Here is a 14,164-nt window from a genome sequence, read left to right as displayed (position 1 = left end):
CGATGAATGATCTGCCGACTCCGCCACCGACCACCACCGACATCCCGAAGGACGCCTCGGAGATCCCCGACGACCCCGGTGCGCCGCTGGTCCAGCCCGGGGCGTTCCTGCTCGAGCTGATCCCGGTGCCCGTGTCCGACATCGACCGGGCGAAGCGGTTCTACTCCGAGCAGTGCGGGTTCCACGTCGACGTGGACGTCTCGCCGGCGGACGGCGTCCGCGTCGTCCAGCTGACACCGCCCGGCTCGTACTGCTCGATCAGCCTGCTCCAGGGTCTGCCGATGGCGGACATGGAGCCAGGATCCATGCGCGCTCTGCATTTGGTCGTGAAGGACATCGAAGCCGCCCGGCAGCAGCTCATCGGCCGCGGCGTCGAGGTCGGCGAGACCGAGGACCTCGGCGGTGTCTACTACGCCTGGTTCGAGGATCCGGACGGCAACACCTGGGCTCTCCAGCACATGCCGTGGCGCCGCTGACGGTCCGCTTCTGTGACCGTCCTCGCAGCGGACCTGTCAGGTTCGTGGTCCGCTGTTGGACATGGCACCATGAAGTTGCTGAGAACCAGTCAAGTCGATCGAGGAGCACCGCACCCATGGATGCTGTCACCGCTGTCCCGACCCCCGCGAACGAACCGGTCAAGGGCTATGCGCCCGGGTCGGTCGAGCGCGCGAGTCTGGAGGCGAAGCTCAAGGAGTTCACTGCGGCGGGTGCGATCGACCTGACCTGCACGATCGGCGGCGAGCAGAAGCTGGGTGGCGGTACGCCGATCCAGGTGGTGCAGCCGCACAAGCACGCGCACGTGCTGGGCACGCTCGGTAACGCGACCGAGGCGGACGGCAAGGCTGCGGTCGACGCGGCGCTGGCAGCGGCTCGGGCCTGGCGCTCACTGTCCTTCGACGACCGCGCCGCGATCTTCCTGAAGGCAGCCGACCTGCTGGCCGGCCCGTGGCGCGACACGCTGAACGCGGCCACCATGCTCGGTCAGTCGAAGACGATCCAGCAGGCCGAGATCGACGCGGCGTGTGAACTGATCGACTTCCTGCGGTTCAACGTGGCGTTCGCGCGGCAGATCGTCAGCGATCAGCCGATCTCGTCCCCGGGCGTGTGGAACCGGGTCGACTACCGGCCGCTCGAGGGCTTCGTCTACGCGATCACGCCGTTCAACTTCACCGCGATCGCCGGCAACCTGCCGACCGCGCCGGCGCTGATGGGCAACACCGTGGTGTGGAAGCCGTCGCCGACGCAGCAGTTCGCGGCGCACTGGACGATGCGGCTGTTCGAGGCCGCGGGGCTGCCGGCCGGCGTGATCAACCTGGTGACCGGCGACGGCATCGACGTCAGCAAGGCGGCGCTGACCCATCCGGATCTGGCCGGCATCCACTTCACCGGCTCGACGAAGACGTTCCAGTCGCTGTGGAGCACGGTCGGGGCGAACATCGCGTCGTACAAGACCTATCCGCGGCTGGTCGGGGAGACCGGCGGCAAGGACTTCATCCTGGCGCACCCGTCGGCGGACCCGGCGGTGCTGAAGACCGCGATGGTGCGCGGCGCGTTCGAGTACCAGGGGCAGAAGTGCTCGGCGGCGTCCCGGGCGTACGTCGCGCGCTCGGTGTGGGACCGGATCCGGGACGACATCGTCGCCGAGACCGAGGCGATCACGATGGGCGATGTCACCGACCTGTCGAACTTCATCGGCGCCGTGATCGACGACCGTGCGTTCGCCAAGCACAAGGCGGCGCTGGACCGGGCCCGGGCGACGGACTCGATCGAGGTTGTTGCCGGTGGCACCTATGACGACAGCGAGGGGTACTTCGTCCGCCCGACGCTGCTGGTCTCCGACGACCCGGCCGACGAGATCTTCACGACCGAGTACTTCGGCCCGATCCTGGGCGTGCACGTGTACGACGACGCGGACTACGACTCGGTGTTGCGGGGCATGGAGCACTCGGCGCCGTACGGGCTGACCGGTGCGGTCATCGCGCAGGACCGGCACGCGGTGGCGGAGGCGGCGGAGTACCTGCGGTTCGCGGCCGGGAACTTCTACGTCAACGACAAGCCGACCGGCGCGGTCGTCGGGCAGCAGCCGTTCGGCGGTGCGCGGGCGTCCGGCACCAACGACAAGGCCGGCTCGATGTGGAACCTGATCCGCTGGGCCTCGCCCCGGTCGATGAAAGAAACCTTCACCCCGCCCACCGACTACCGCTACCCCCACCAGGGCTGAGAAATCAGGGTAGATCGGGGATTACCCGGGAATCGGCGGGCTGTGGGAGAACTCCTGCCGGGTCCGTCGTTCCTCGGGTATGCATGCGACTGATCTGCAGCTGGAACCGAACGAAGCATCCGACCTGTGCCGCGTCTTCACGCCTGACGAGTTGGCGCGGCACGGTTGGGACCGAGCGTTCGTCACCGTGCTGGACGAGACGACCGCGGAGGACGCGCTCGCGTTGCTCGTGCACTCAGCTGGAGCGGCGCTCGACGAGGGGTGGTCGGCCCGGCGGATCCACGCCGACGCCGGCCTGAGCGCGGGTAAGACCGAGGACGCCGAGGCGTGCGCCGCGCGCGACGGTTACGTCTATTTACTCGGTTCACAGTTCGGGAAGAAGGCCGGCCCGCTGTCGGCGAAGCGATCCTGGATCGCACGGGTCGCGGAGCAGTCGATCGCCGGTGACGGCCCCGTCCCGATGGAGATCGTACGGTTCCGGTTCGGTCTGCATCGGGCGGTCAACGATGCGCTCGCGGACCTCGATCTGCTGCCTCTCGGGCCGCTCGGGCGGCAGGCGTACGTCGAGGCGACGATCGCTCGTGGACAGTTGAAGGCGAAGAGCTGGGACGGGACGGTTCGCACCTCCGATCACCCGATCAACGTCGAGGCGGCCGAGTTCCGGGCCAACGGCAACCTTCTGCTGGGGCTGCGGTACCCGGTGACCGCCGACGGGCATCCGGTGCTGGTGGAGCTCGAGAACGTCGGCGAGCTGTTCGACGATCCCGGCGCCGTACCGCGTTGTGGCAACGTCTGGATCCTTGGCGACGCTGGCAGCGTGGAGGCACCGGCGGGACTCCGGGCGCTCGATACGCGCGGCGGCGATGTGTTCGACGCTGTTGTGGGTGACCTCGATGCGTCGGGCAAGTCAGCCACGGTACTCGCGGACCACCCGGAAGGTGCTCGCGCGGACTCCGAGCACATCCGCTTCGAACTACCGCCGGAGAGCGGCCGGGTTGTCGGGAGCAAGGTGGTGCATCACTTCGGCGATGTACGCCGGGTCGAGGGCGTCGCGGTCGACGACGAGGGCCACGCGCATTACGTCATCGACGAGGAAGGACATGTCGCCCTCCGCACGCTCGTCTTCGACTGAGGTCAGGTCGCGAGGCCCCGGCGTACCGTGATGTAGAAGGTGGTCAGGTCGTCGATCAGTGCCTCGACCTGGGGTGGAGCGGTGAGGTCCGCGTCCAGCAGCCAGTCGGAGACCAGGTCGAACATGCCGCCGATCAGCCCGATCGCCACGCTGTGCCGTGCCGCGCGCTGCTCCTCGGGTTGCGGTCCGTCGTACCGGTCCCAGAGCTGGACGAGGAAGCCGGCCGCCCACCGCCGGTTGGCGCGGCGCTGCCGTTCGACCGCTTCCGAGATGCCGGACGCCATCCCGAACGTGACCTTGGTGATCCGTGGATCGTCGACCAGTGCGTGCACGAAGATCGCGAGCAGCCGCGGCGCCTCCTGCCGCTCGTTCCCGGTAGCCTGCGCGGCGGCGTCTTCCATCCGCTCCTCGAGGCGTTCGGAGGTCCGCCGGAGCAGCGCCAGGTAGCACTCCTCGCGGCTGGTGAACAGCTCGTAGAAACTCTTCGTCCCGATGTACGCCGTACTGCAGATCTGCTCGATCGACGTCCCGAGATACCCGTTGTCGGCGAACAGCTTGAGCGCCGCGTCCAGCAACTGCTCGCGTCGTTCGGCCCGGCGTTGGCCGGCGTCCAGTCCCCGTATCGTGCGACCCATGCGCAGGACACTACCCCGAGTGGCCGATCCGTAACCGAGAGATCTTGTTATGAACACGACCTCTTGTTTATAACCGGCCGACGTGCTCCACTACCCGTGATCTACTGATCACTCGTCGACACATTCACGGGGAGTTTGTCATGCGCCACCGCCTCCGCCGAACCGCCGCGGCCCTGCTCGCCGCCTTCCTCCTTACCGCAGCGATCACCTCCAGCCCCGCAACCGCGAGCACAGCTGGTGCGACGGCGTCAGGGTTCGACGACTGGACGTGCAAACCGTCGGCCGCGCACCCGAACCCGCTCGTCCTGCTGCACGGCCTCGGTGGCAACGGCCCCGGAAACTACTCGTACCTCGGCCCGTTCCTCGCCGCGAAGGGCTACTGCGCCTTCACCCTCACCTACGGCCAGGCAACCCCGGCGATCCCGGTCGGTGGCACGCTTTCGATCGCGCAGTCGTCCGCGGAGATCGCGTCCTTCGTCCAGCGAGTCCGCCGGACGACCGGTGCCGCGAAGGTCGACATCGTGGGCCACTCCGAGGGCGGCTTCCAGTCCATCTACGGACCGAAGGTCCTCGGGTACGCCGATCAGGTCGGCAAGGTGATCGCACTGGCGCCGCCGACGCACGGTACGACGTTCGGCGGGCTGGTCAGCGTGGGTGACTACCTCGGCCTGGGCCCGCTCGTCGACCAGGTCCTACGGCAATTCGGCTGCCCGGCCTGCGACGAACTCATCGTCGGCGGCTCAGCCGTCGCACAGCTGACCGCGGGCCCGATCGCGCAGCCAGGCGTGAAGTACACCGTGATTGCGTCCCGCTTCGACGCGCTGGTGACACCGCACGAGACGTCGTTCATCCGCGAGCCCGGCGTGACCAACGAGTTCGTGCAGGACACCTGCCCGCTGGACACGGTCGGCCACGTCGGCCTGGCCTTCGACCCGACTGTTGCCCAACTGGTAGCCAACGCTCTCGACCCCACCCGTGCGACGCGGGTGACTTGCGCCTTCGGCCCTCCGCTGTAGCTCTTACTCGGAGGCGGCGACACACGCGGTTGCCTATTCTCTCCAAAGTGACACCCGACGAGACGCTCAGGTTGCTGGGGCGTGCAGCCGACCACCGGGACACGGAACGGGTACTGCGAGAGGCTGGGTGGACTCCTTGTGGGGCGGGTGATTGGGCGATTGCGTTGCGGGCTCCGGACGGTCGTGCGGCAGCGCGGATCAGTCCGTTCGATCCGACAGCGCCGTACACGGTGGCGTTGTATCGGGAGGCCGCGCACACCCGTCAGGTACCGCGGCTGTTCGCGCACCGCCGGCTGGTGGGCGGCGGGGACCTGCAGATCATGGAGTGGCTCGAGCCCGTCGATGCGGACGAGGCGGCGGAGTTCCACCGGGCGCTGGCGGCGCGGGAGCCGGCGGTTGCCGAGCTCGCGGAGGTCGTCTGGCGCGTGCACGAGCGGGGGCGCCGCGAGCTGCACTGGTTCGCGCCGAAGCTGGACGACAACCCGGACAACATCATGCGCAACGCGGACGGCGGCCTGGTCGCCGCGGACCTCTTCGGCGCCGACGGCCCGAGGCTCTACGCGGCGGTCGTCGACGATCCGAATCTCGTGGCAACAACCATCCCCGAGCCAGAACGCCGCTTCATGACCGAGATCCCCCTCACCAACACCGGCCCCTGGCCCCCCGACGTACGCGAAGCCATGCGCAAAGCCCTCACCACAGCCGACACCACAAACCAGCCGTAGGGAGTCAGGCGGATTGGTGGAGTTGTTGGGTGGGTGGGTCTACCAGGAGGGCGGAGCCGCACTTGACGCAGATCCACTCGTCGGGCTCGTCGACCAGGTAGTCCGAGGGCTCGATGCGTTCGAAGGGCATCACGGCGGCGCAGAACGCGCAGTACTGGTCCGCGTCGGTTGTCGACGGGGTGCGATCGTGCTTCTTTCGCAGGGAACTCTGCATCAAACGGGGCATCAAACGGGTCACCTCCGGTGCAACACTTCTTCTCAGGTTGCCACCGGAGGCGACGCAGTCAGCGCAACGACACGGCCCGGTCGTGGTTAGGTCCTGTCTGGTGATCCACCAGACAGGACCTAGGCGGATTACTTGCCGGCCCAGTCGTGGCCGAGGTCGTGTTCCTTCTGGAGGCCGGAGCGGATCGCGTCCACCACGAACGGTTCCATCTTCTTGCCGATCAGCGGTACGGCGACCTTGACGTCGAGGTCGATGGCCTGGACCGTCTGACCGCCGTCCTGGGCGATCCGGGCGGTGCCCTTCAGGGTGACCGGGGTGTTGGCGATCTCGCCGGACACGTCCGCGGTCCGCGAGCCGTCGGCCGCGGCGGCGTGCCAGGTCTCGGTCTGGACGACGGTCAACGTGTCACCGACGAACTTCCGGGCCATGTCGGGGATGTCGGTGGCCTCCATCTTCCGGGAGACCCGGACGACGGTGTCGGTACCTGACGCGCTGACCGTGACGTCGTACGACAGCGCCTTGGTCTTCTCGCAGGCCTGCTCGCGGAAGGCGGTGTCCGTCACGATCGCGAACACTTCCTCGGGGGTGGCGTCGTACGACGCCGACATCTTCAGCTCCATGCCCGTCATCATGGCATTACTCGTTGGTCACCGGCGTCAACGTGACCGTGACGGTGCGGTTCCGGGCGTCGGTGCGGTACGGCGGGTGTGCCTGGTCGCCGGACTGCATCGTGAACGCGGTCAACGGGAGACCCGACGCGGTGCTGAGCTGCTGGGTCGCGACGCGGGCTCGTAGGAGTGCGGTGCGTGAGCCGCCGGAGTTGGTTCCGCCTGGTACGACGACCGAGTAGCCGGTCACGGTGATCCCTGCCTTCAGCCCGGGGAGCCGCTTTCCGAGTACGTCGAGTGCGCGCTCGCCGGATGTGCTGAGGTCGGTGCCGGTTGCGAACACGCCCTGCGTGAAGACGACGCGCACCGCGTCTTTCTCGCGCTGCACCAGGACACCCGCGCCTGCAACGCGTCGTGCGATCACATCCAGCTTGCCCGCGGTTGCGGCTGCTTCGGCGCGACGCTGCGCCTCCAACGCCGCCAACCGCCGGGCCAACTCAGCCGCCCGCTCCTCCGCGCCGGTGTCAACACTTGGTGTGACGGTCGGCTGTACCTGAGCCGGCTGCGCCACAGGCTCGTCGGCACGACCGCCCAACGCGACCGCGCCCCCAGCAACCACCGCACCCACCAGCACCACTGCCACAACAACCGGCAGCACAGGCCGCGCCGCCCGCCGATGCCCACGAATCGCCGCAACCATCCGCCGCCCCGCCACCGCCCCCGCCGCAGTACCTGTGCCTCCAGCGGTCTTCACCACCTCCGCCCACAGCGCATCGGCCTCGTCCCACCTCCTCTGCTGGGCTCGGATTCGGGCTAGTAGGTCGAGGACCTCGACCGACGGGTCTTCGAGGTCGGTGAGCAAGGTGGCCGCACCAGACAGGTCCCCCTGACGGGCCAGCTCGGCGGCTCGGCCCAGGGCCACCTGCTGGCGAAAGGCGGTCATTGCGTGAGTCCGATGATGATCTCCCGCTCATCGCGCGGAAGGAGCCGGATCATCTGCTGTACGACGTGTTCCAGCGAACGCTCGTCGCGCCGGTTGATCGCGTCCCGCCCCTCGGCCACCAGCCGATCCGCCTCAGCGGTCGGCGGCAACATCCCGGGCGACCGGACAACCTCCCAGTACACGGCCTCGTACCACCCCGGCTGCCTCCGATAGAGCCGCGCCATGAAGATCTCGGTCCGCTCCGTCGCCGCGTCGATCGCCTTGAGATCGCGGTCGTCGATCGCCTGCTGCGCCGCCTCTCGCAACGCGGTCAGCTCCTGCTCGTCCCGTACCGCTCCTGCCTGCTGAACCAACTCGCCCGCCTCCGCGAGGAGATCGAGCAACCCCCGTGTACGACCCGGCAACGCCGCCAGATCGTCAATGTCGTCCAGTTCCGCCTGGAAGTCCCGCAGCCGGTCCTCGGCCGTCGCCGCCGCACCAGCGTCGGTCGCAGACGCCCGTACCTGCTCCCGAACGGTCGGCAACGTGCCCTCGGCCTCCAGCCGCCGCAACCGCTCGTCCACATCCCGCAGATCAGCCGACCGCTGCAACCTGTCGTACCGATCCTCGGCTTCCGCGAGTTGCCGGGTCAGTACGTCGGCCGACGGCGTCCGCACCGACCCGAGGTCGATCTCTGCTTCGAACTGCGCCCCGATCAGCGGTACGTCGGCGACCACCGTCACCAGGTTCGACGCGTCCACCTCGAACGTGACCTCGACCTCGGTCCCGACCGGCAGATCCATCCGCAGGTCGACCGGCTTGATCGTCAGCAGCCCGACCGGCCGGTTCCGGTTCGCGCGCACCCGTTCCCCTTGCACGACAGGGATCCGGATCATCGCCTCGTCGTCGCGCCGGAGCAGCGTGTACGACGTACGGAACTTCCCGTGGGCCGTCGTCGGAACCCCGGCGCCCTTGCGGAGCAGCGGCGAGAACGTCTTGTCGGCCAGCTGGATGCCGAGCGAGTGCGCGAGCCGCGCGCCGCCGAACGTCTCGGTCCGGTGCGTGATCGACAACGTGTTCGGGACCACCTTCTGCGGCGCGCCGGCCGGGTCGATCAGCTCGACGGTGAATCGCGACGTACGGCGCTCGTCCACGTCGACCTCGGTCGCGAACGCGCCGACCCGGTTCAGCGCGATGTTCGCGGTCCGGAACGGCGGCCGGCCCTCGGGGTTCGCGAGGACCACGGAATACCCGGTCCAATCCAGGTCGCGCCCGGCGCGCAGCCGGCCTGCCACGGTCGTCGTGGTGGTGGTGACGGCCGGTTCGTACGAGAGTTCGACGGCGAACTCGCCCGCTGCGGGGGCCGCGGCCAGCCGCGCGGGATGCCGAATGGTGCTCGCGAACAACGCCGCGCCGCGGGCGACCACGGTCGACGGGTCCAACCGGGTCTCCAACGAGATCCCGATCCCGTCGGCCGGGTCCGCGAGCCGTTCGCGCAGGCCGGGGGAGAGCGTGACGCCGCCGACCAGGAGCAGCTTGTCGATCGCGTCCGCCGACAGGCCGTTCTCGCGCATCGCCTCGCGGCAGAGGTTGATCGCGCGCACGTAGTACGGCTCGGCGACGCGGTCGAGGGCGCCGCGGCTGAGGGTGAAGTCGAACGTCTCGCTGTCGCCGCCCGGCGTGTCCAACTCGACCAGGACGGACGTCGACTCGATGCCGGAGAGCGCGATCTTCGCTTCCTCGGCGGCCGCCTTCAACCGGGCGAAGTTCCGCGCGTGGCGCGGGTTGTCGCGGTGGAAGTCGGACAGCCCGAACTCCGACGCGGCGGCCGGTGCGAGCACTCGCTCGACGAGCGCCCAGTCGATCAGCTTGCCGCCCAGGTACGGGTCGCCGGCGTGGTGCAGCACGCGCAGCTCGCCGTCGCGCTTGTTCACCACCGCGGCGTCGAAGGTCCCGCCGCCGAAGTCGAACACCATCCAGTACGCCCGGTCGCTGGTGTCCTGCAGCCCGTACGCGAACGCGGCCGCGGTCGGCTCCTGGAGCAACGGCGAGCCGGGAACGAAACCGGCCAACGTGGCCGCCTCGACGGTCGCCTTGTTCTGGTTCAGCGCGAACGCCGCCGGGACCGTGATGACGGCCGCGGTCGGAGCGTCGTTCAGGAACCGGGTCGCGTCATTGCGCAACGACTTCAGGACTTCGGCCGACAGTTGCGGCGGCGTGAGCTGGACGCCGGCCCTCGCAAACCTGCGAGCCACATCCGCCAGACCCATCTCCAGCTTGAACTCGGACGCGGTGTTCTCCGGATCCGATTCGACCCGGGTACGGGCCTTCGCGCCGACCCTGACCTCACCCGCGCGCGGCATCCAGACCGCCGACGGTGTGGTGTCCTGGCTCTCGTTGTTCTTGATCACCGTGACCGTGTCGCCCTCGGCCAGGGCGATCGCGCTGTTGGTGGTGCCGAGATCGATCCCGATATCGATGGTGTCACGCATGGCTGTCCTCGCTGTCGGAGCTGGTCGAGTTCTTGGAGCCGGTGGGTACGGCGACGATCACCTGAGCTGTCTGGATCCGCCGATCGTGGTGGTACACGGCCGGCCGAACCGTCTCGACAACGGTCTCCACCGTCACCTCGGAATCGTCGGAGTAGAGCAGCACGTCGACCGAACGCCCGGCATGGAACGGCTCGCCGTCATGGTCCTGAACGGTCAACCCGGCGGACGCGAGCGCATTGGCGCAGGTCCGCAGATACCGTGCAGCCTGCTTCCCCTGCCCATCGTTGCCCTGGGCAAGTTTGCGGCGGGCCCGCCACAGATTGGTCGCGGCCTCGGCGAGCGCGTGGTCGTCCGCGTCCTCGCCCGGTTGAGCAGCGGTCTCCCCGAGCTCGGCGAGGTAGCGGTCCAGGTCGTCGTACGCCGTACCTGACCAGCTCGGTGCCGCGATCCGGAACGCCTTGTGCTGCCGCCATTGGCGGAACCAGGCCCACGTCATTCAGCTGCTCCCTTGAACGGCTTGTTGTCTGCCCGGTGCACCAAGCAGACGGCGTACTTGACCTGGTTCGGGTCTTCCCAGGACGGATACGACGGCGGTCCTACCCAGGTCGCGAAGCCCGGCAGGCTGGGAATCCTGGCTGCGCAGGCGTTCCGGGACACGGCATTGACCTCGCTGTCGCCGGGGAAGGACTGACCGGCCTCGTAGAGCGTCGGGTAGCCGAAGATCTGCCCCCAGTGCCACTCACTGCAGCGGACGATCTTGACTTTGCCGGCGAGCGCTTCGCCGTCGACTCGGCCCTGGACACAGCTACCGACGGGCGCGTTGTCGGCGACCTTCGTGGCCTGCAGGTCCATCGCGACCGGCTTCGGATCCTTCAGCTCGGCGATCGGTGTCACACCGCTCTCGAGGTCGAGACCGTCGTGCCGATGAACCACACAGGCCGCGTAGTTCTCGTACTTGCTGGAGTTCTTGCCGTTGTTCCAGCGTTGCGCGGGTGCATGGAGCGTGGTCACGTCGTACACGTCGGCGTTCAGACGCTGCTGGACCATCTTCTCGCCGCACAGGAACTGGCCGAGCGCGTTCGCCTGGTCGTCACCCGGATACGTCGCGGGCACCTTGGTGATCGCGACGTACCCGATGATCTCGCCCCAGTGCGGCGAGTCGCAGTCTGCGCCGCGGAGATCGGTCGGCGAACTGTCCGTCTGGTCCAGGCAGGTCCCGGCGGGTGCGTTGTCGGAGATCTTGTCGCTGGAGATGTTGAGCTTCCGCGGCCACCAGTGCCATACGCCGAGACCGATCAGCGCGAGGACAAGCAGCCAGGCCACCAGCCGGCGACGACGCCGGCGCTTCGGGGAGACCGGCGGCCGCTTCACCTGTGGCGGAGGGGAGTGGACCGAGTTGAACGTGCCGGCCGCGAGCTCGGCGAGCATTTGGTCGATCTCGGCACGGACCGACGGCGAGCTGGGCTGCGCCCGCGCCTGCCGGAGCAGGCGTTGCGCGGCGTACTTCCCGCGCATCCGGAACAGGTAGTCGACCTGCTCGCGGAACTCCCGCATCGCGCGCTGGTTCTCGAGCAGCGCCTCCCGGTTCTCGTCGATCAGGTCGCGGTCGCGCTGGTCGATCACGAGCTTCGTCGCGCGGTCCAGCCAGCGTTCGGCGCGGCCGTCGGCGGCCGTGCCGCGGTTCATCAGGTCGACGGCGCAATTGTTGAGCAGGATCGCGAGCTGGTCGTGGAGCGCGGAGGTCCGGTGGTTCTGCTCCGGCGGGAGCAGGGCGTCCAGCCGTTGCAGGTGCGGCAGCAGGTCGCGTTCGATCTCGGCGACGATCGGATCGACCGGCTCCTCGCCGATCCGCCGGGCGACCTGCGTACGGCGTTCCTCCAGGTCCTCGTACAACGGAGCGGCCGCGGCCTCGATCAGGCTGCGGTGAACGGTCTCCGCCTTCGGGAACCTCCGCGCCGTCTTGACGAGCATGCCCGCCCGGCCGAGCGGACCGGCCACTGCGAGATCGACGGCCGGCTGCACGAGGGTCCGCGGCAGTTCCCGCTCGATCCCGGCAACGGCCGAGTCGTCGAGCTGCCGGTCGTCGAGCTCGCGGACCCGGTACTCCAGGTGGTTCGTCAGCGCGCCGACGACCCTCGACCAGGACTGCGAGGCGCGGCTCCACTCGGCGTCCGGCGTACCGCGGCTCTGCTCGCGATCGATCGAGTCGTTGTGGGCTGCGACCGCGGCATCGTGGTCCTCGTGCACCTTGGGGTGGCAGCCGCAGCCGGAGACGTCGTCGCCCCAGGGAGCGAACACCTCGTGGACCAGCCGGCGGCGCGGGTCGCCGAGGATCAGGTCGCAGGCGGCCTGGATCTCGTGCGGGTCGCGAGAGGTCGCCGCACCGAGATCGATGTCGGCTCCGACCTCGAGCGCCGCACGCAACCGCTGCGCGACCTGACGGGTGGTGCGCGCGTTCGCGTCCGCGAGCAGCCCGCTGATCCGGAAGGCGTTCCGCCGGTACAGGTCCGGCCCGGCAAGTCTGCGCAACTCGTCGACGATCGGATCCGCCATCGGCTCACCCCCAGGGTTGTGGGGTCCTGTGGACCCGTCACTTCACCTTGGCACCGGAAACAGACCGTTCGAGACGCATTCAGACCGGTCTGGACCTCCCCTGGATCCCCTGTGGACAGACCTTGTATCGAACCTGCATTTTCAGACGGCGTTCAGTAGATCGAGGCCGGATTGCTGGCGGGCGGCGTCGAGTGTGTCGACCGGGCCGTACCAGCGCAGACCGTACTGATCCATCGGCGTCCGGTCGGCGGCGAAGGCGCGGTCGGCCTGGCGTTGCAGGTAGGACGTGTACGGGTGGTCGGACAGCGCCGCGTTCAGCTTGCCGAGGCCGCGGACGTGCGCGCCCTTGAACGACGGGCCGTCGCCACCGCAGTCGCCGTTCTCGCACGGCTCGCGCAGGATGCCGTCGGCGGTGTGCAGCGACGACGCGGTGGTCGACGCGTCGGCGAGCCGGCGGGCGGACGTCAGGTACGCCGAGTTGTTCGTTGCCTTGGACAACTCGGTGAGCGCGCCGATCAGCACGCCCTGGTTGTACGTCCACGCGGTGTCGCCGTTGTTCCTGCACGTGGACAGGTCGATCCCGTCGTTCACCAGGTTCGAGCCGTTGATCATCCCGGTCTGCTGGAACCACGTCCAGCCGGCCTGCGCGCGTTGCAGGTACGTCGTGTCGTCGCCGATCCGGCTGTGCAACTGCGCGTTCAGCTGGATGTAGAGCGAGTTCGAGATCGCGTTCTTGTACGTCTTCGCCTCGCTCCACCAGACACCGCCGCCGCAGGTGTTGTCCCAGTACGCCGCCATGTGATCGGCGTCCGCACGCGCCGTCTGCAGGTAGCGGGCCTCGCCGGTGAGGTCGTACGCCGCAACCCACGCGAGCCCCCACCACCCGGTGTCGTCGATGTAGTCGTTGCGGAACTGGCCCTCGAACTTGTTCAGGTTCAGGTCGTACGTCTTGCCGATCGCGTACTTGTAGCTCTGCATCCCGCTGACCCTGGCGTTGTCGATCAACGCGTTCAGCGCGTTGGCCGAGTTCCACCAGCCCGTGGTGTCGAACAGCCCACTGGCCAGGTTGTAGTTCTGCATCAGCGCGGTCGCGGCCGCCGTACGACGGTCCCACGCGTTCCACGTCGTACGGGCCCACGGCGTGCAGGCGATGTCGGCGCGATCGCCGGCCTTGCCGCAGGCGCGGAGTGCTCCGACGCCGAGGTTGTTCCAGTCGTCGACGTTGTACATCTGCGTGCGCCAGCCGCGTTGACCGCTCGGGATCGCGGTGTTGCCGAGGCGGCTGCCGCCGGACCAGGTGCGGCCGCCGTCCATCGAACGGTCCAGCCAGACCTCGTCGCCGGGGTTGCCGTTCTCGATCGAGGCCCACCCCATCGCGTCGTCGTCGTCGAAGTGCAGGGTGATCGTGCGGCCGAAGATCGTGGTGGAGACGGGAGCCCGGTCGCTGGGCGCGAGGGCAGGGTCGCGGGTGTCGCAGTACTTGTTGCAGATCGTTGCCTGGGTGGACATGTTCACCTGTGGGGTCTCAGCCGGCGGCGGTGGTGGCGCGCCGAGGGGAGCGATCAGCAGGGACAGGCTGGAAACGATTCCAACGTACATCACAGATCTCCCTGGGGCGGTAGGAAGAAGGCGGT

At 68.5% G+C, this 14,164-nt stretch carries 13 protein-coding genes; 5 read left to right on the top strand and 8 right to left on the bottom strand.

Annotated elements, in window-relative coordinates; all coding sequences use genetic code 11:
- Positions 1–2 precede the first annotated feature (2 nt).
- The 3 genes from EV647_RS02000 (at position 3) to EV647_RS01990 (ending at position 3,353) form a co-directional block, all read left to right on the top strand.
- Entirely contained in the window at positions 3–476 is a 474-nt protein-coding gene (locus EV647_RS02000) for a VOC family protein (protein ID WP_133997492.1), read from the top strand.
- A 116-nt stretch (positions 477–592) separates the two neighbouring features.
- On the top strand, positions 593–2,221 hold the full coding sequence (gene pruA / locus EV647_RS01995; protein ID WP_133997488.1) for an L-glutamate gamma-semialdehyde dehydrogenase: 1,629 nt from the start codon (positions 593–595) through the stop codon (positions 2,219–2,221).
- Between the two features lie 79 nt (positions 2,222–2,300).
- Positions 2,301–3,353, top strand: coding sequence for a hypothetical protein (locus tag EV647_RS01990; RefSeq protein ID WP_133997485.1), 1,053 nt, complete (start codon positions 2,301–2,303; stop codon positions 3,351–3,353).
- A gap of 2 nt (positions 3,354–3,355) precedes the next feature.
- Here EV647_RS01990 and EV647_RS01985 read toward each other — a convergent pair whose 3' ends face one another.
- Positions 3,356–3,988, bottom strand: a complete 633-nt coding sequence (locus EV647_RS01985; protein WP_133790388.1) for a TetR/AcrR family transcriptional regulator — start codon at positions 3,986–3,988, stop codon at positions 3,356–3,358.
- Between the two features lie 140 nt (positions 3,989–4,128).
- Here EV647_RS01985 and EV647_RS01980 point away from each other — a divergent pair, with 140 nt between their 5' ends.
- Together EV647_RS01980 and EV647_RS01975 are read left to right on the top strand one after the other, a co-directional pair.
- Positions 4,129–5,004, top strand: coding sequence for a triacylglycerol lipase (locus EV647_RS01980; RefSeq protein ID WP_133997482.1), 876 nt, complete (start codon positions 4,129–4,131; stop codon positions 5,002–5,004).
- Between the two features lie 47 nt (positions 5,005–5,051).
- The gene (locus EV647_RS01975; RefSeq protein ID WP_133997479.1) at positions 5,052–5,729 is read left to right on the top strand and encodes a hypothetical protein; all 678 of its coding nucleotides are present in this window, start codon (positions 5,052–5,054) and stop codon (positions 5,727–5,729) included.
- 4 nt (positions 5,730–5,733) lie between these two features.
- On the opposite strand, the gene EV647_RS01970 is transcribed toward EV647_RS01975, so the two are convergent.
- The 7 genes from EV647_RS01970 to EV647_RS01940 form a co-directional block, all read right to left on the bottom strand.
- Positions 5,734–5,955 (bottom strand): hypothetical protein, encoded by a 222-nt coding sequence (locus EV647_RS01970; RefSeq protein WP_238176970.1) that lies wholly within the window; start codon positions 5,953–5,955, stop codon positions 5,734–5,736.
- A 128-nt stretch (positions 5,956–6,083) separates the two neighbouring features.
- A complete protein-coding gene (locus EV647_RS01965) occupies positions 6,084–6,575 on the bottom strand; it encodes a DUF2505 domain-containing protein (protein ID WP_133997475.1) in 492 nt (163 codons plus the stop codon).
- A 16-nt stretch (positions 6,576–6,591) separates the two neighbouring features.
- On the bottom strand, positions 6,592–7,506 hold the full coding sequence (locus EV647_RS01960; protein WP_133997472.1) for a hypothetical protein: 915 nt from the start codon (positions 7,504–7,506) through the stop codon (positions 6,592–6,594).
- Complete coding sequence (locus tag EV647_RS01955; RefSeq protein WP_133997469.1) at positions 7,503–9,977, bottom strand: Hsp70 family protein; 2,475 nt, start codon at positions 9,975–9,977, stop codon at positions 7,503–7,505. The genes EV647_RS01960 and EV647_RS01955 overlap by 4 nt, the downstream gene beginning before the upstream one ends.
- Positions 9,970–10,473, bottom strand: coding sequence for a hypothetical protein (locus EV647_RS01950; protein WP_133997466.1), 504 nt, complete (start codon positions 10,471–10,473; stop codon positions 9,970–9,972). The genes EV647_RS01955 and EV647_RS01950 overlap by 8 nt, the downstream gene beginning before the upstream one ends.
- The gene (locus EV647_RS01945; protein ID WP_133997463.1) at positions 10,470–12,530 is read right to left on the bottom strand and encodes a hypothetical protein; all 2,061 of its coding nucleotides are present in this window, start codon (positions 12,528–12,530) and stop codon (positions 10,470–10,472) included. Before EV647_RS01945 ends, EV647_RS01950 begins: the two co-directional genes overlap by 4 nt.
- 141 nt (positions 12,531–12,671) lie before the next feature.
- Positions 12,672–14,129 carry a glycoside hydrolase family 76 protein gene (locus EV647_RS01940; RefSeq protein ID WP_133997460.1) on the bottom strand — a complete coding sequence of 486 codons (1,458 nt, stop codon included), beginning with the start codon at positions 14,127–14,129 and terminating at the stop codon, positions 12,672–12,674.
- Positions 14,130–14,164 lie beyond the last annotated feature (35 nt).

The organism is Kribbella sp. VKM Ac-2566 (assembly GCF_004366005.1).
GTDB classification, from domain to species: Bacteria; Actinomycetota; Actinomycetes; order Propionibacteriales; family Kribbellaceae; genus Kribbella; species Kribbella pratensis.
This window is presented reverse-complemented; position numbering and strand designations above follow the sequence as displayed.

What these genes read in the sequence shown, in the direction of transcription:
- EV647_RS02000 (WP_133997492.1), top strand. Translation starts at nt 3, where the DNA reads ATGAATGATCTGCCGACTCCGCCACCGACCACCACCGACATCCCGAAG.
- pruA (WP_133997488.1), top strand. Translation starts at nt 593, where the DNA reads ATGGATGCTGTCACCGCTGTCCCGACCCCCGCGAACGAACCGGTCAAG.
- EV647_RS01990 (WP_133997485.1), top strand. Translation starts at nt 2,301, where the DNA reads ATGCATGCGACTGATCTGCAGCTGGAACCGAACGAAGCATCCGACCTG.
- EV647_RS01985 (WP_133790388.1), bottom strand. Translation starts at nt 3,988, where the DNA reads ATGGGTCGCACGATACGGGGACTGGACGCCGGCCAACGCCGGGCCGAA.
- EV647_RS01980 (WP_133997482.1), top strand. Translation starts at nt 4,129, where the DNA reads ATGCGCCACCGCCTCCGCCGAACCGCCGCGGCCCTGCTCGCCGCCTTC.
- EV647_RS01970 (WP_238176970.1), bottom strand. Translation starts at nt 5,955, where the DNA reads ATGCCCCGTTTGATGCAGAGTTCCCTGCGAAAGAAGCACGATCGCACC.
- EV647_RS01965 (WP_133997475.1), bottom strand. Translation starts at nt 6,575, where the DNA reads ATGGAGCTGAAGATGTCGGCGTCGTACGACGCCACCCCCGAGGAAGTG.
- EV647_RS01960 (WP_133997472.1), bottom strand. Translation starts at nt 7,506, where the DNA reads ATGACCGCCTTTCGCCAGCAGGTGGCCCTGGGCCGAGCCGCCGAGCTG.
- EV647_RS01955 (WP_133997469.1), bottom strand. Translation starts at nt 9,977, where the DNA reads ATGCGTGACACCATCGATATCGGGATCGATCTCGGCACCACCAACAGC.
- EV647_RS01950 (WP_133997466.1), bottom strand. Translation starts at nt 10,473, where the DNA reads ATGACGTGGGCCTGGTTCCGCCAATGGCGGCAGCACAAGGCGTTCCGG.
- EV647_RS01945 (WP_133997463.1), bottom strand. Translation starts at nt 12,530, where the DNA reads ATGGCGGATCCGATCGTCGACGAGTTGCGCAGACTTGCCGGGCCGGAC.
- EV647_RS01940 (WP_133997460.1), bottom strand. Translation starts at nt 14,129, where the DNA reads ATGTACGTTGGAATCGTTTCCAGCCTGTCCCTGCTGATCGCTCCCCTC.